Genomic DNA, 16,538 nt, shown 5'->3' with positions numbered 1-16,538 from the left:
TATCACTTGGCGCCTATAGTGCCCCTCATGACACGGGTTAAGCATATTCAACTCACCGCAGCCGGGGCGCTCGCCCAAGGCGCGATGCCCCGTGGTCTCCTTCTTCTTAGCAGCCTCTGAGCGTGCCTTCGGGCGCGAACGCTCAGGGGTAGCCAGCGCCCGGACAACTCCCGAAAGCCACCGCGCAATGCTGGCCTTCGGGCCCAAGTAACGCTAAGAGCCAAGACGAAAGAGACTAGCAGATGGCCCAGACCATGATCGACAAAAACCGCGTTCTGATTTTCGACACGACCCTGCGTGACGGCGAGCAATCGCCGGGTGCGACGATGACCCATGACGAGAAGCTCGAGATCGCCGATCTGCTCGACGAAATGGGCGTGGATATCATCGAGGCCGGCTTCCCGATCGCCTCCGAGGGCGATTTCGAAGCCGTCAGCGATATTGCGAAACGCGCCAAGTTCTCGACCATTTGCGGGCTCGCCCGCGCGAGGCTGCCCGATATCGACCGCTGTTGGGAAGCCGTGCAGCACGCGAAGTCGCCGCGCATCCACACTTTCATCGGCACTTCGCCGCTGCACCGCGCGATCCCGAACCTGACGATGGACGAGATGGCCGACGTGATCCACGAGACCGTCAGCCACGCGCGCAACCTGTGCGACAACGTGCAGTGGTCGCCGATGGATGCCACCCGGACCGAGCATGACTATCTCTGCCGCGTCGTCGAAATCGCGATCAAGGCGGGCGCCACCACGATCAACATCCCCGACACGGTGGGCTATACCGCGCCGGTCGAATCCGCCGACCTGATCCGGATGCTGCTCGAGCGGGTGCCGGGCGCCGACGAGATCATCTTCGCGACGCACTGCCACAACGATCTGGGCATGGCGACGGCGAACGCGCTGGCCGCGGTCGATGCAGGCGCGCGCCAGATCGAATGCACGATAAACGGTCTGGGTGAGCGCGCGGGCAACACCGCGCTCGAAGAGGTGGTGATGGCGATGAAGGTTCGTCAGGACATCATGCCCTACCAGACCCATATAGACACGACGAAGATCATGAACATCTCGCGCCGCGTGGCGCAGGTGTCGGGCTTCCCGGTGCAATTCAACAAGGCGATCGTCGGCAAGAACGCCTTCCTGCACGAAAGCGGCATCCACCAGGATGGCGTGCTGAAGAATGTCGAAACCTTCGAGATCATGAAGCCCGCCGATATCGGCCTCAACGAGGCGAATATCGCGATGGGCAAGCATTCGGGCCGCGCCGCGCTGCGCGCCAAGCTCAAGGATCTCGGCTACGAGCTGGGCGATAACCAGCTCAAGGACGTCTTCGTCCGCTTCAAGGCGCTGGCCGACCGCAAGAAGGAAATCTACGACGAGGACCTGATCGCGCTGATGACCGACAGCGCCGCGAACACCGCCGACGACTACCTGCAGGTCAAATGGCTGCGCGTGGTCTGTGGCTCGGACGGTCAGGAAGCCGAGCTGAAGATGCTCGTCGATGGTGAGGAAAAATCCAGCAAGTGCCAGGGCGACGGCCCGGTCGACGCGGTCTTCAACTGCGTCAAGGAAATCTATCCGACGCACGCGAAGCTGAAGCTCTATCAGGTGCACGCGGTCACCGAAGGCACCGACGCGCAGGCGACCGTTTCGGTGCGCCTCGAGGAAGATGGGCGGATCGGCACCGGGGCCGCGTCGGACACCGACACGATCCTCGCGAGCGTGAAGGCCTATGTCGGCGCACTCAACCGCCTGCGCTTCCGCAGCCAGAAAACCGCGCCCGACGCGGACGTGAAAACGGTGAACTACAAGCTCTGAGCCCACCGCCAGTTGCACAGCTTTCGGGCAGCCCGAGAACGGCTGCCCGTTTTCATGTCGACCCGGCGCGATTTTCCCGTTTTCAGCACGATTTCGTGACGCATCGCATATCTGCAATTTCAAGCGCATTTCCGCGGGGAAATCCGCCCGAAATGTTGAAAAAGGTCAATCGCTTGGCCTTGCCTCAGCGGATAACCGCAAGGGGGCTTCGCCTACGGCGCAAATCCGCTTCCCCGTAAGGGCCGCTTTGACTATACGAGGCGCGGGCCGTGGCTTGGCGCGAGTCGCGGTATTTCTAAGAAATTTGGGATGGGACAGGCGTAATATGGTTGGTGGGATCTTCTCCTCGGACATGGCGATCGACCTCGGGACGGCGAACACGCTGGTCTATGTCAAAGGCAAAGGGATCGTGCTGAACGAGCCCTCGGTGGTCGCCTATCACGTCAAGGACGGCAAGAAGCAGGTGCTGGCGGTCGGTGAAGACGCCAAGCTGATGCTCGGCCGGACCCCCGGCTCTATCGAGGCGATCCGCCCGATGCGCGACGGCGTCATCGCGGATTTCGACAGCGCCGAGGAAATGATCAAGCATTTCATTCGCAAGGTGCACAAGCGCTCGACCTTCTCGAAGCCGAAGATCATCGTCTGCGTTCCGCATGGCGCGACCCCGGTGGAGAAGCGCGCGATCCGTCAGTCGGTTCTCTCGGCAGGTGCGCGCCGCGCCGGCCTGATTGCAGAGCCGATTGCGGCCGCCATCGGTGCGGGCATGCCGATCACCGACCCCACGGGTTCGATGGTGGTCGATATCGGCGGCGGCACGACCGAGGTCGCGGTCCTTTCGCTGGGCGACATCGTCTATGCGCGCTCGGTGCGCGTGGGCGGCGACCGGATGGACGAGGCGATCATCTCCTACCTGCGCCGCAACCAGAACCTTCTTGTGGGCGAATCCACCGCCGAGCGGATCAAGACCACGATCGGTACCGCGCGGATGCCCGATGACGGGCGCGGCATGAGCCTTCACGTGCGCGGCCGCGACTTGTTGAACGGCGTGCCGAAGGAAACCGAGATCACGCAGGCCCAGGTCGCCGAGGCGCTGTCCGAGCCGGTCCAGTCGATTTGCGACGCGGTGATGCAGGCGCTCGAAACCACCCCGCCGGACCTCGCCGCCGACATCGTCGACCGTGGCGTGATGCTGACGGGGGGCGGTGCGCTTCTGGGCGAACTGGATCTGGCGCTGCGCGAGCAGACCGGCCTTTCGATTTCGATCGCCGATCAGTCGCTCAACTGTGTTGCGCTCGGCACCGGCAAGGCGCTTGAATATGAAAAGCAGCTTCGCCACGTCATTGACTACGACAGCTGAGCCGGGCCCGGGATTGCACCACGCCCGGCCAGTGATCTGACCGGAGACGGATTTGGCCAGAAATCGCGACGATCAGGACTATATCGGACCGCTGCGCCGACTGGGCGTTGCGGTTCTTGTCGTCGTGCTACTGGCTCTCTTCCTGGTCTGGCGCATCGACAGCCCGCGGATGGAGCGGTTCCGCTCTGCCCTCGTGGATCGCTTCGTGCCCAGCTTCGATTGGGTGATGGCCCCGGTCACCAAGCTCACCGACATGGTCGAGGGCTTCCAGTCCTATTCCCGCATCTACGAGCAGAACCAGGAGTTGCGCCGCGAGCTGCAACAGATGAAGGCGTGGAAGGAAGCCGCCGTTCAGCTGGAGCAGCAGAACGCCAAGCTGCTTGCCCAGAACAAGGTGCGGCTCGACCCGAAACTCACCTCTGTGTCGGGGCGTGTGCTGGCCGATAGCGGCTCGCCGTTCCGGAAATCGGTGCTGCTGAATGTCGGCAAGCGCGACGGCATTGTTGATGGCTGGGCCACGATGGATGGGCTGGGCCTCGTGGGGCGAATCTCGGGCGTGGGCTCCTCGACCTCGCGGGTGCTGCTGCTGACCGACGCCTCGAGCCGCATCCCGGTTACGATCCCGGCCTCGGGGCAGAACGCGATCCTTGCGGGCGACAACTCCCCTTACCCGTTCGTGGATTTCCTCGAACATCCCGACCGCGTGCGCCCGGGCGACCGCGTGATCTCCTCGGGCGATGGCGGGGTCTTCCCGGCGGGGCTGCTGGTCGGTCAGGTCTTCCAGGGCCGCGACAAGCGGCTGCGCGTGCGCCTCGCCGCCGATTACGAACGGCTCGATTTCCTGCGCGTGTTGCGCTCGCACCCGGCCGAGCGGATCGAGAACGCGGGCGGGCTGATCGCGCCCGACCCGAAAGTCATCGAACAGGAAGCGGCCGAGAAGGCGCGCGCCGAGGCCGCCGCGGGCGCACTCGAACCCGATGGTGGGTCGGAGGGCGGAAACGGGGGCAGCCAATGATCGACCCCATCACCCGCCGCCGCGTCAGCTACCGCACGCTTTTCGTCGTGATCGGCCTCGTACTGATCTTCGTGCGCCTGATGCCGGTCGACCATTCGCCGGGCGGCCTGCCGGGCCCCGACCTGACCTTGGCGCTGACGCTGGCCTGGGTGCTGCGGCGTCCCGAATACGCCCCGGCCCTGCTGATCGTTCTGGTTTTTCTGCTTGAAGACATCATGTTCTGGCGGCCCATCGGACTTTGGACGCTGATCGTCCTCGGCGCGACCGAATTCCTGCGCCGCCGCGAACAAAGCCTGCGCGATCTGCCCTTCGCGCTGGAATGGGCGTTGGTCGCGGGCGTGCTGCTCGCTATGGTGTCGGTGAAGCGCATCGTCCTGCTTGTCACGATGGTCGATCAGCCAAGCCTCGGGCTGGAGCTGTTCCAGATGCTGGTGACGCTGGCCGCCTATCCGGTGGTTGTGCTGGTGTCGCGCGTGGCCTTCGGCCTGCGCCGCGCGGCGCCGGGCGAAGTCGACGCCTACGGACATCGAATGTGAGGGGGCCCAGAATGAGACGATCCCCGAAAGAGACCGAAGTCAGCACCCGCCGCATCACGCGACGCGGCTTGCTCTTGGGCGGCGCGCAGGCGGCGGTCGTGGCCGTGCTGGCGGCGCGGATGCGCAAGATGCAGCTCGAAGACGCCAAGCAATACCGGCTGCTGGCCGAGGGCAACTCGGTGAAAATCCGGCTGATCCCGCCCGCGCGCGGGCTGATCTTCGACCGCAACGGTGTGCTTCTGGCCGGTAATGAGCAGAATTACCGCGTCACGATCACGCGCGAGGATACAGACGACGTCGATGCGACGCTCGCTGCGCTGCGCCGTCTGATCCCGATTACCGATGGCGATACGAAAGACATCCTGCACGATATCCGCCGCCGCCCGCCGACGACGCCGGTCACGGTGGCCGACCGCCTGACATGGGACGAGTTCTCGCGCGTCGCGGTGAACGGCCCCTCGCTGCCCGGTGTGAGCCCCGATGTCGGCCTGTCGCGCCTCTATCCGCGCCGCGAGGATTTTGGCCATGTGATCGGCTATGTCGGCCCGGTCTCGGATTACGATCTGAGCAAGATGGAAGACCCCGATCCGCTGCTGCTGATCCCGAAATTCCAGCTCGGCAAGACCGGCATCGAGTCGAAAGAGGAAAGCGTTCTGCGCGGTCAGGCGGGCCAGCGCCGGGTCGAGGTGAACTCCGCCGGGCGCGAGATGCGCGAACTCTCGCGCGAGCCCGGCAAGCCGGGCGAGAATCTGCAACTGACGCTCGACTATCGACTGCAGAACTACGCGCTGCAGCGGTTGGAGAACGAATCCGCCGCGACCGTGGTGATGGATGTGACCAATGGCGACGTGCTGGCCTGCGCCTCCGCGCCCAGCTTCGATCCCAACCTCTTCGTGCGCGGCATCTCCGTCGCAGATTACCAGCGCCTCACGCAGGACGACCATCGGCCGCTCGCCGACAAGACCGTCCAGGGTCTCTACCCTCCGGGCTCGACCTACAAGATGGTCACCGCACTTGCCGCGCTCGAGGCAGGGCTGGTGACGCCGGAGGAAACCATCTGGTGCCCCGGCTATGTCGAGATCGCGGGCCGCCGCTTCCACTGCTGGAAGGGCGCCGGCCACGGCCATGTGAACATGACCAAGAGCATGGAGCAGTCCTGCGACGTCTATTACTACGAGCTTTCGCAGCGCGTCGGCATCGACAAGATGAGCGACATGGCCAAGCGCCTGGGCGTGGGCGTCCGGCCCGACCTGCCGATGTCCGCGGTGAAAGAGGGCGTGGCCCCGACCAAGGAATGGAAGCAGGAGCGCTACGGCAAGGACTGGCTGATCGGCGACACCGCGAACGCGGCGATCGGTCAGGGCTATGTTCTGGCCTCGCCGATGCATCTCGCGATCATGGCGGCGCGCATCGCCTCGGGTCGGAAGGTAGAGCCGCGCCTGATCCGCGCCCGTGACGGGGTGGAGCAACCGATCCGCGTCACCGACGATCTCGGCGTGGAAAAAGCCTATCTCGACAGCGTGCGCAAAGGCATGACCGCAGTGGTGAACTCCTCGCACGGCACCGCGCGCGGGTCGCGCATCGCGATGAAGGAATGGAAGATGGCGGGCAAGACCGGCACCTCTCAGGTCCGCAACATCACCAAGGCCGAGCGCGCCCGTGGCGTGATCCGCAACGACCAATTGCCGTGGAACCGTCGCGACCACGCACTCTTCGTGGCCTTCGCCCCCGTCGACAATCCGCGCTACGCCGTCTCGGTCGTGGTGGAACACGGCTCGGGCGGTTCGACGGCAGCAGCCCCGATCGCGCGCGACGTGTTGCTGTTCGCGCTGGCGGGCGGCCTGCCCCCGGACGATGCCTATCCGTCCTTCGCCCGCGCGAAGGCCAAGGAGCTGAACGAAACGCTCGATCTCGTCGATCCCGACACCGTGCAGAAGCCGCAGGAGCGATCGCGCGCATGAGTTATCTCGAGAGCAACCTCAAGACCGTCCCGGTCGGCTGGCGCAAGATCTTCTACCTGAACTGGCCGCTGGTGATCCTGCTGACGGCGGTCGCCTGCGCCGGCTTCCTGATGCTCTACTCAGTTGCGGGTGGCAATATCCACACCTGGGCCGAACCGCAGATGAAGCGTTTCGCGCTCGGCATGATCGCGATGTTCACCGTGGCCTTCGTTCCAGTATGGTTCTGGCGCAACGTCTCGGCCTTGGCCTATTTCGTGGCGCTTCTGCTGCTGGTTGCGGTGGAATTCTTCGGCGCAATCGGTATGGGCGCACAGCGCTGGCTGGAGATCGGCCCGCTGCGCATCCAGCCTTCCGAGTTGATGAAGATCACCCTCGTGATGCTCCTCGCCGCCTATTACGATTGGCTGCCTGTCGAGAAGGTCTCGCGCCCGCTCTGGGTCTTCATCCCGGCGGTGATCATTCTCGCGCCCACCTTCCTCGTGCTGGCCCAGCCCGACCTCGGCACCGCCGTCATGCTGGTGCTTGGCGGCGCTTTCGTGATGTTCGCGGCCGGGGTGTCGTTTTGGTATTTCGGCACCGTGATCGCGCTGGTCGTCGGGCTGGTCTTCGGCGTGATGGAAAGCCGGGGCACGGAATACCAGCTGCTGCACGACTACCAATACAAGCGCATCGACACCTTCCTCGATCCTGGCTCGGACCCGCTTGGCGCGGGCTACAACATCATGCAGGCGCAGATCGCGCTCGGCTCGGGTGGCTGGTCGGGGCGCGGCTTCATGCAGGGCACGCAATCGCGGCTGAACTTCCTGCCGGAGAAGCACACCGACTTCATCTTCACCACGCTCGCCGAGGAGTTCGGCTTCGTCGGCGCCTTCGGCTTGCTGATGCTTTACACCGGGATCATCGGCTTCGCCCTCTATACCGCGATGGCAACGAAGGACCGCTTCGCCTCACTCCTCAGTTTCGGGGTCGCGGGAACGTTTTTCTTCTTCTTCGCGATCAACATGGCGATGGTGATGGGGCTGATGCCCGTCGTGGGTGTGCCCCTGCCACTGGTGAGTTACGGCGGCACCGCGATGATGATCCTGCTTGCCGCCTTCGGGTTGGTGCAAAGCGCCCATATCCATAGACCGAGGCAAAGATGATCCGCGTCCTTTTCGCCGACAAGCCCGAGAACTGGGGCCGTTACGAAACCCCGCTGACCGAGGCGATCGCCGCGACCGGCGTCGAGGCGCAGATCGTGCAGCCCGGCGAGAGCGACCCGGCTCAGATCGACTATGTCGTCTATTCACCGCAAGGCCCGGTGCAGGATTTCACCGCCTATACCGGCGCGAAAGCCGTACTGAATCTCTGGGCCGGGGTGGAGCGTGTCGTGGGCAACGACACCCTGACCCAGCCGCTGTGTCGGATGGTGGATGCGGGGCTGGAGCGCGGCATGGTCGAGTACGTGACCGGCCATGTGCTGCGCTATCACCTCGGAATTGACGCGACACTGGCCCAGCAGGACGGCGTCTGGCGTCATGACGACGGCGTGCCGCCCTTGGCGCGCGACCGCTCGGTGGTGATGCTGGGTTTGGGAGCGTTGGGCAAAGCCTGCGCCGAAGCGCTGGCGGGGCTGGGCTTTGCCGTCACGGGCTGGAGCCGGACGCGGAAGGACATCCCCGGGATAACCTGCCTGAGCGGCGACGATGGGCTAGCGGAGGCGCTGTCGCGCGCCGAGATTCTCGTCTCGATCCTGCCCGACACGCCCGAAACCAGCAACCTTCTGAACGCGGACACGCTGGCGCAGATGCCGAAAGGCGCGCGGCTCGTCAATCCGGGCCGCGGGACGCTGATCGACGATGACGCGCTGCTAGCGGCGCTGGATCGCGGCCAGATCGGCCACGCGACGCTCGATGTGTTCCGCGTCGAGCCTCTGCCCCCCGAGCACCCCTATTGGGCGCATCCGCAGGTGACGGTGACGCCCCATATCGCCGCCGAGAGCCGGGCCGAGACCGCCTCCGAGGTGATTGCCGAAAATATCCGGAGGGGCGAGGCGGGCGAGCCGTTCCTCTATCTCGTGGATCGCTCGCGCGGCTATTGAGCGCAGGGGGCGCTGCACCGCTCTCGTGCCCTTCGCGTGCGCTTCGGACGTTCGACAGGGCGTCCTTGCTGATCCCGCCTCATCCCCCGGTATATTTACGCCAAGAAGAAGATCAGAGCGTGGGAGCGTCGAGACCAATCTGCTTCGCGAGATCCGCGAGGCGGGTTTCCTTGCCAGACCAGTCGGCGGCGCGCGATGCGAACAGCGTCGCCTGAGACTGGTGGATCAACCCGTCTGAGAGGATCTTCAGGTGGTTCGCGCGCAGCGTCTCCCCGCTGGAGGTGATGTCGGCCACGGCCTCGGCAGTGAGGTTCGCGATGGTCCCCTCGGTCGCGCCTTGGCTGTCGACAAGCTGCCAGTCGGCTACGCCTTCGCGGGTCAGGAATTCACGCACCAGCCGGTGATATTTGGTGGCGATCCGCAGGCGGAAGCCGTGGGTGGCGCGGAAGCGGTGGGCGGCGGCGTCGAGGTCTTCGAGGCTGTCCACGTCCGACCAGCAGTCCGGCACCGCAATGATCAGATCGGCATGGCCGAAGCCCATCGGCGCGAGATCGGCGACCTGGCTTTCCCAATCGGCGAGCTTCTCGCGCACGAGATCGGAGCCGGTGACGCCCAGATGGATACGCCCCGCCGCCAGTTCGCGCGGAATCTCTCCGGCCGACAGGAGCACGAGTTGCACGCCGTCCGCCCCTTCGACCGCGCCGGCATATTCACGCTCGGACCCGGTGCGCTTTAGCGTGATGCCGCGCTCCGCGAACCAGTCGAAGGTCTTCTCCATCAGACGCCCTTTGGAGGGCACGCCGAGTTTGATCATGCTTGCGCCTCCAGATCGGCCATCAACCCTGCACGGATCACGCCGCCCACGGCGGGGATTTCGCGCCCCTGCCCCAATTGCCGGGTCAGCGCGTCGTAGCGTCCTCCGGAGGCGACCGGCGGCAGTGCCGGATCGGCGGCGGTGAAGGTAAAGACGAAGCCGTCGTAGTATTCCATGGTCGAGCGACCGTGGCTCGCGTCGAAATTGATCGCAGCGAGGTCGATGCCGCGGGTGGCAAGCGCGTCGAGCCGTTTTTCGAGCCGCGCGATGGCGGGTTCGATCGCTTGGATGCCGAGAGCGCGCAGCGCGGCAGGCGCCTGATCGGCGGCGCAGCGCAGCTCGGCGAGCTTGCCCATCGCGGCGACCGCGTCGGTCGGAATCGGCGCAGCAGCGGCATCGGCGGCGAGCGTGGCGATCCGCGCCTCCATCTCTTCGCGCGAGCGCAGCCCGATCCAAGGCGCGCCGGAGCGTTGGCCGCTCAGCAGATCGGCGCGGGCTTTGGGCACCTCGACCTGACCCGAATAACGCGCGAGCAGATGCTGGAACCGCTTGGGGCGCCAGATATGGCGGGCGAGCGCGGCCTTGCGCTCGGGCATCGTGTCCAGCCCGTCGACGGCGGCGCGTAGCAGGCCCATATCCCCGATCGTGGCGGACAGGTTCAGCTTCGCGAGCATATCCGAGAACAGCGCGAAGACTTCTGCATCTGCGGCATCGGGGTCGGCGCGGTCGAAGATTTCGAACCCGGCCTGAAAATACTCATTGGCGCGCGCGGCGCCGCGATGATCCTGACGGCGGAACACCTCGCCCGCATAGGCGTAGCGCGCAGGCTCGGCGCCATTGGCCATGTGCTCCTGCACGACCGGCACGGTGAAATCCGGGCGCAGCATCATCTCGCCGCGCAGCGGGTCGGCGGTGACATAGGCGCGGGCGCGGATATCCTCGCCATAAAGGTCGAGAAGCGCCTCGGCGGGCTGCAGGATATCGGGCGTGACCTCGACCGCACCCGCTTTGACGAATTGCTCCAGCAGACGGCCTGCCTGTGCCCGTGCTTGCGCCTTGTCCGCCATCACTCGGCCTCGTAGCGCGCAAGGATTTCTTGCACTTTTGCGACCATTTCTCCGGTCGGAACCTCGAATTGCGCCGGTTGGGATTTCCATTCTTCAACCGTCGCGTCCTGCGCGATCTTCGCGCCGAGGATCAGATCCTTGATCTGGACGACGCCGCGTTCGGCCTCGTCCGAGCCTTGGATGATCGCCACCGGGCTTTCGCGTTTATCGGCATATTTCAACTGGTTGCCGAAGTTCTTCGGGTTGCCCAGATAGACCTCGGCGCGCAGCCCTGCCCCGCGCAGCGTCGACGCCAGCGCCATGTATTCTGCCATCCGGTCGCGATCCATCACGGTCACGACGACCGGGCCCTGAGCAGAGCCGCCGATGCGGCCCTTGGCGCGGAGCGCGGCCAGAAGGCGGTCGACGCCGATCGAGACGCCGGTGGCAGGAACGACCTGACCGGTGAAGCGCTTGACGAGGTCGTCATAGCGCCCGCCACCTGCGACCGAGCCGAATTGCCGCGGTCGGCCCTTTTCGTCGGTGATCTCGAAGGTCAGTTCGGCTTCGAAAACCGGGCCGGTATAATAGCCCAGCCCCCGCACGACCGACGGATCGATCACGATGCGGTCGGGGCCGTAGCCCTGCGCGTCGAGAAGCGACGCGATCTGCTCCAGTTCATCCACGCCTTCCGCACCCAGCGCAGAGCCTTCGACCAGCTCGCGCAGCCGCGCGACGGTGGTGGCGTTGTCTTCGCGCTTGGCCTCCATGAAGCCCATGACCGTATCGGCCTGTGCTTCGGACAGCCCCGCGCCCTTGGTGAAGTCGCCGGAGTCGTCCAGACGCCCCTCGCCCATCAGAAGGCGCACGCCCTCCTCGCCGAACTTGTCGAACTTGTCGATGGCCCGCAGAACGATGCCGCGCTCTTCTTCGAACTTGGTCGGATCGGCCGGGTCCAGAACGCCCGCGACTTCCATCACGCCGTTCAGAACCTTGCGGTTGTTCACCCGCACGACGTAATCGCCGCGCGGAATGCCGACGGCTTCCAGCGCATCCGAAAGCATCCCGCAAATCTCTGCATCGGCGGCCACGGACGGCGCACCCACGGTATCGGCATCGCATTGATAGAACTGGCGGAACCGGCCCGGGCCGGGCTTTTCGTTGCGCCAGACGGGGCCCATCGTGAAGCGACGATAGGGTGTCGGCAGATCGTTGCGGTATTGCGCGGCGACGCGGGCCAGCGGCGCCGTCATATCGTAGCGCAGCGCCAGCCACTTGCCGTCGTCTTCCTCCTGCCACGCGAAGACCCCCGCATTCGGGCGGTCCACATCGGGGAGGTATTTGCCCAGTGCCTCGACCGTCTCGATGGCCGAGGTTTCCAGCGCCTCGAAGCCATGCGTGCGATAGACCTCTGCGATTTTCGCCAGCATATCGGCGCGCTCGGTCACCTCCGTGCCGAAATAGTCGCGGAAGCCCTTCGGGGTCTCGGCCTTGGGACGGGGCTGCTTTTTCTGTTTCGCCATCGGCTTGCACCTGATCTTATCTCGCGCGAGGGTGTAGCCCAAGGGGCAGGCCCCGGCAAGCAATAGGAACGGCAGATGCAGGAACGGCTCGAACGGGCGGAAGAACAGATCGCCTATCTGACGCAAACGGTGGACGAGTTGTCCGATGTCATCGTCGCGCAGGCCCGTCAGATCGAACGGCTTGAGCGGCATCTGGGCCTGCTGATGGAGCGCGAGGCCGAGCGCGAATATGACAGCGGCGGCTCTATCCCTCTGGCCGATCAGAAACCACCGCACTGGTAATGGACGCGGCGCTCTGGGGGCTAAACGGTGTTTTCGTGAGCGCGCAGGCGCTCATCTACACCGCTTTGCTGGTCTGGCCCCCGGGCATCGACCTCCGTTCGACGATCGATCGGTTCGAGCTGTGGCAGGGAAGCGGCATCCTCGCGATGCAGGTCTTCTTCGCCGTGCCGCTGATGAGCGCGCTGATCTGGCAGACGCGCGCCCATCGGCAGACGATGTTTCTGGTTTCGTTGAGTTTCCTCGCAACAGGGCTGCTGGGTGCGGCCGCGTGGCTGGAGATGGGCATGATCTCCGGTGCGGTGCGCGACGGGATCAACGAGCCCGATCTGCTGCGCGGCGTGGCACTGTTGCGCTGGGGCGAGTTCGCCACCGCCCTGGCCGCCGCGATCACGCTGCGGCTGGCATGGGTGGCGCGCAGCCTGTGAGGCTCAGACCTCTTCGACCTCGCTGACCCCGCGCAGGCTGCGCAGCGCTCCTTTCACCTGCGCATTGACCGGCGCCTCGGGCATCGCGGTGATCTGGTAGCGGCAGCCGCGCTCGTTGTCATAGACCATGAAGCTGATTGGCCCGCGCGAATGGACCTTCCCTTCGCGGGCGACCCGCTCGACGAGGCTCGCCACCGAGGCGACCGCATCATTGTCGTCGATATGCACCAGCAGCCCGGAGGAGCCCGCATCCGCCGTCGCCTTGTCCACGGTCTGCGCCGCGTTGGCGACCATGCGCACCGACTCGCCATCCACCTCGACCTTCACGGTCAGCACCAGAAGGTTACCGGTTTCCAGCACGTCGCGGCAGGCTTCCAGCGCCTCCGACCAGAAAGCCACCTCGTAGGGGCCCGAGGCATCCGACAGCGCGACGAAGGCGAAACGGTTGCCCTTGGCGGATTTCTTCTCGCGCACCGAGGCGACCTCGCCCGCGATCTTGGTGACGAAGGGACCGCCCACGGCCTTTTGCTGCACCTCTTCCCAGCTCAGCACCTTCTTGCGCTTGAGCGCGGGCAGGTAATCCTCGATCGGGTGGCCCGAGAGGTAGAAGCCGATGGCTTTGTGTTCCTCGGCCAGACGCTCGCCCGGCAGCCAGTCGTCGGTATCGGCCAGACGCGGCGGCGGCAGATCGTCGCCCGCCTCGCCGAACAGCGACACCTGCGCCGACTCGCGCGCCTCGATCACCGCGCCCGACCACGCCATCAGCGATTCCAGCGACTCGAAGACGCGCTTGCGGTTCGGATCGAGCAGATCGAAAGCCCCGGCCCGCGCCAGCATCTCGAGCGGGCGTTTACCGACGCGCTTCATGTCGACACGCCGCGCGAAATCGAACAGATCCTTGAACGGCTCGTCGCCGCGCGCGGTCACGATCATCTGCATCGCGTCCACGCCCACATTCTTCAGCGCGCCCAGCGCGTAGACCAGCTTCTGATCGACCACGTCGAAGGTCGAGAGCGAACGGTTCACGCAAGGCGGAATGATCTCGATCCCCAGCTTCTTCTGCACCTCGTCGGCATAGATCGCGAGCTTGTCGGTCAGATGAATATCGCAGTTCATCACGCCGCCCATGAACTCGACCGCGTGGTTCGCCTTCAGCCAGCCGGTGTAATAGGACACCACCGCATAAGCCGCTGCGTGGGATTTGTTGAAGCCGTAGTTGGCGAATTTCTCCAGAAGGTCGAACACCTCGGAGGCCTTCTTCTTGTCGACCCCGTTCTTGGCCGCGCCTGCCTCGAATTTCGGACGCTCGGCGTCCATCGCCTCCTTGATCTTCTTACCCATCGCGCGACGGAGAAGGTCCGCGCCGCCAAGCGAGTAACCCGCCATGACCTGCGCGATCTGCATCACCTGCTCCTGATAGACGATGATGCCCTGCGTCTCTTCGAGGATATGGTCGATGGTCGGATGCACCGAAGTGATCTCCCGCAGACCGTTCTTCACCTCGCAATAGACCGGGATGTTCTCCATCGGACCAGGGCGATAGAGCGCCACCAGCGCCACGATGTCCTCGATACAGGTAGGCTTCATCTGGCGCAGCGCCGATTTCATGCCCTCCGATTCCACCTGGAACACCGCGACCGTCTTCGCGTCCGCGTAAAGCTTGTAGGTCTTCGGATCATCCAGCGGGATCGCGTTGATGTGGTTTTCCGCGCCCTCGGCGGGCTCGTAAAGCTGGTTGCCGGCGGCATCGACATGCAGCGGCCGGCCGGATTTGAAAATCAGTTCCATCGCCGAGCGGATCACCGTCAGTGTCTTCAGGCCGAGGAAGTCGAACTTCACCAGACCCGCCTGCTCGACCCATTTCATGTTGAACTGGGTCGCGGGCATGTCCGAGCGCGGATCCTGATAGAGCGGCACCAGCTCGTCGATCGGACGGTCGCCGATCACGACGCCCGCCGCGTGGGTCGAGGCGTTGCGCAGCAGGCCTTCGATCGCCTTCGCGTAATCGAGAAGCCGCGCCACGACCTCTTCGTTGCGGGCCGCCTCGCGCAGACGCGGCTCGTCGGCCAGCGCCTTCTCGATACTGACGGGCTTCACGCCTTCGACCGGGATCAGCTTCGACAGCTTGTCGACCTGGCCGTAGGACATCTGCAACACGCGCCCCACGTCGCGCACGGCGGCCTTCGACAGCAGCGCACCGAAGGTGATGATCTGGCCCACCTTCTCGCGCCCGTATTTCTTCTGCACGTATTGGATCACCTCCTCGCGGCGATCCATGCAGAAGTCGATATCGAAGTCCGGCATCGAAACGCGTTCCGGGTTGAGGAAGCGTTCGAACAGCAGCGAATAGCGCAGCGGATCAAGGTCGGTGATGGTAAGAGCGTAGGCGACCAGCGAACCTGCACCCGAGCCGCGCCCCGGCCCGACCGGAATGTCGTGATCCTTGGCCCATTTGATGAAGTCGGCAACGATCAGGAAGTAGCCCGGGAAGCCCATCTGCTCGATGATGTCGAGTTCGAATTTCAGCCGCGCCTCGTAATCCTCGACCGGCGCTGCATGCGGGATCACGTCGAGGCGGTTGCGCAACCCGTCCCACGCCTGACGCCGCAGTTCCTCGACCTCGTCATCGGCGAATTTCGGCAGGATCGGTGCCCGCTTGTAGGTCGAGAAGGCGCAGCGTTTCGCGATCTCGACTGTGTTCTCCACCGCTTCGGGCAGATCGGCGAAGAGCGCGACCATCTCGCCTTCGGACTTGAAATAATGCTGCGGGGTCAGACGGCGGCGCGGCTCGATCTGATCGACATAGGCGCCCTCCGCGATACAGATCATCGCGTCATGGGCCTCGTAAATCTCGGGCTTCGGGAAATAGACGTCGTTGGTCGCGACCAGCGGCAGACCCAGCTCGTAGGCCCATTCGACGAACGGCCGCTCGGTCGCCACTTCGGCCTCGGTCAGCGTGCCGCCCTCGCCCGGGTGGCGCTGTAATTCGACATAGAGGCGGTTCGGGTAGATGCCGGCGAGCTGTTGCAGAAGCGCCTTGGCGCGGTCCTTCGCGCCGTTCCGGATCAGCCGTCCAACCGGACCGTCGGGACCGCCAGAGAGACAGATCAGCCCCTCGGAATGGCGCTCCAGCTCCTCCAGAGTGACCTGAATCTGCGCCCCGTGCTTGTCGAGATAGAGGCACGAGTTCAGCTTCATCAGGTTCTCGTAGCCGCGCTCGGTCTGGGCCAGCAGAACGATCGGTGCAGGCAGGCGCGGACGCTCGCCCGGCTTGGCGGGATCGAATTCGAGCGATACCTGACAACCGACGATCGGCTGCAGCCCCGCCCCCGTCGCGGTCACGGAAAACTCGAGCGCCGCGAACATGTTGTTCGTGTCGGTCACGGCGACGGCGGGCATCCCCGCCGTCTCGCACATCTTCACGAGTTTCTTTGCGGGCACGGCGCCTTCGAGCAGGGAATACTCGGTATGGACGCGCAGATGAATGAATCGGGGGCTGGTCATGCCACCAGATTTAGCCGGTCGTGTCGCCCCGCGCCAGCCTCTCGCCGCGTCCTCCAGACGCTTCGCGTTCGACCGTTCGGCGTCGCTCGACGCCCAAATCTTGATCGTCGGATCAAGATTCGAGCAGCGCATGATCGAGAATCCCTTGCCAAAGCCCGTCCGCATCGGCTTTGCTGGGCAG

The 16,538-nt window shown here is 64.8% G+C and carries 13 protein-coding genes; 9 read left to right on the top strand and 4 right to left on the bottom strand.

Annotated features, from left to right (window positions below; genetic code table 11):
• Positions 1–254 precede the first annotated feature (254 nt).
• The 7 genes from B6V73_RS15705 to B6V73_RS15675 all read left to right on the top strand — a co-directional run bounded on the left by B6V73_RS15705 (position 255) and on the right by B6V73_RS15675 (position 8,763).
• A complete protein-coding gene (locus tag B6V73_RS15705) occupies positions 255–1,814 on the top strand; it encodes a 2-isopropylmalate synthase (RefSeq protein ID WP_088725749.1) in 1,560 nt (519 codons plus the stop codon).
• Positions 1,815–2,139: 325 nt separating this feature from the next.
• Entirely contained in the window at positions 2,140–3,171 is a 1,032-nt protein-coding gene (locus B6V73_RS15700) for a rod shape-determining protein (RefSeq protein WP_038064670.1), read from the top strand.
• A 52-nt stretch (positions 3,172–3,223) separates the two neighbouring features.
• A complete protein-coding gene (mreC, locus tag B6V73_RS15695; protein WP_075774201.1) occupies positions 3,224–4,186 on the top strand; it encodes a rod shape-determining protein MreC in 963 nt (320 codons plus the stop codon).
• A complete protein-coding gene (locus tag B6V73_RS15690; protein ID WP_075774200.1) occupies positions 4,183–4,722 on the top strand; it encodes a hypothetical protein in 540 nt (179 codons plus the stop codon). Before mreC ends, B6V73_RS15690 begins: the two co-directional genes overlap by 4 nt.
• 11 nt (positions 4,723–4,733) lie before the next feature.
• Positions 4,734–6,683: a penicillin-binding protein 2 gene (gene mrdA, locus B6V73_RS15685; protein WP_088725700.1), complete on the top strand. Its 1,950-nt coding sequence runs from the start codon at positions 4,734–4,736 to the stop codon at positions 6,681–6,683.
• Positions 6,680–7,825 carry a rod shape-determining protein RodA gene (gene rodA / locus B6V73_RS15680; protein ID WP_088719687.1) on the top strand — a complete coding sequence of 382 codons (1,146 nt, stop codon included), beginning with the start codon at positions 6,680–6,682 and terminating at the stop codon, positions 7,823–7,825. The genes mrdA and rodA overlap by 4 nt, the downstream gene beginning before the upstream one ends.
• On the top strand, positions 7,822–8,763 hold the full coding sequence (locus B6V73_RS15675; RefSeq protein ID WP_088725699.1) for a glyoxylate/hydroxypyruvate reductase A: 942 nt from the start codon (positions 7,822–7,824) through the stop codon (positions 8,761–8,763). The genes rodA and B6V73_RS15675 overlap by 4 nt, the downstream gene beginning before the upstream one ends.
• A 112-nt stretch (positions 8,764–8,875) precedes the next feature.
• Here B6V73_RS15675 and hisG read toward each other — a convergent pair whose 3' ends face one another.
• From hisG to hisS, 3 genes are read right to left on the bottom strand one after another with little or no spacing between them, the layout of a single operon-like run.
• Positions 8,876–9,577, bottom strand: coding sequence for an ATP phosphoribosyltransferase (gene hisG, locus B6V73_RS15670; RefSeq protein ID WP_088725698.1), 702 nt, complete (start codon positions 9,575–9,577; stop codon positions 8,876–8,878).
• Complete coding sequence (locus B6V73_RS15665) at positions 9,574–10,644, bottom strand: ATP phosphoribosyltransferase regulatory subunit (RefSeq protein ID WP_088725697.1); 1,071 nt, start codon at positions 10,642–10,644, stop codon at positions 9,574–9,576. Before B6V73_RS15665 ends, hisG begins: the two co-directional genes overlap by 4 nt.
• Entirely contained in the window at positions 10,644–12,146 is a 1,503-nt protein-coding gene (gene hisS, locus B6V73_RS15660) for a histidine--tRNA ligase (protein WP_088725696.1), read from the bottom strand. Before hisS ends, B6V73_RS15665 begins: the two co-directional genes overlap by 1 nt.
• A 75-nt stretch (positions 12,147–12,221) precedes the next feature.
• On the opposite strand from hisS, the gene B6V73_RS15655 reads away from it, so the two are divergent.
• Together B6V73_RS15655 and B6V73_RS15650 are read left to right on the top strand one after the other, a co-directional pair.
• A complete protein-coding gene (locus B6V73_RS15655; protein WP_075774193.1) occupies positions 12,222–12,428 on the top strand; it encodes a SlyX family protein in 207 nt (68 codons plus the stop codon).
• Complete coding sequence (locus B6V73_RS15650; RefSeq protein WP_075774192.1) at positions 12,428–12,853, top strand: hypothetical protein; 426 nt, start codon at positions 12,428–12,430, stop codon at positions 12,851–12,853. Before B6V73_RS15655 ends, B6V73_RS15650 begins: the two co-directional genes overlap by 1 nt.
• Before the next feature lie 3 nt (positions 12,854–12,856).
• Here B6V73_RS15650 and dnaE read toward each other — a convergent pair whose 3' ends face one another.
• Positions 12,857–16,357, bottom strand: coding sequence for a DNA polymerase III subunit alpha (dnaE, locus tag B6V73_RS15645; protein ID WP_088725748.1), 3,501 nt, complete (start codon positions 16,355–16,357; stop codon positions 12,857–12,859).
• Between the last annotated feature and the right edge of the window lie 181 nt (positions 16,358–16,538).

Origin of the sequence: Thioclava sp. JM3, assembly GCF_002213185.1 — a bacterium.
GTDB classification, from domain to species: domain Bacteria; phylum Pseudomonadota; class Alphaproteobacteria; order Rhodobacterales; family Rhodobacteraceae; genus Thioclava; species Thioclava nitratireducens.
This window is presented reverse-complemented; position numbering and strand designations above follow the sequence as displayed.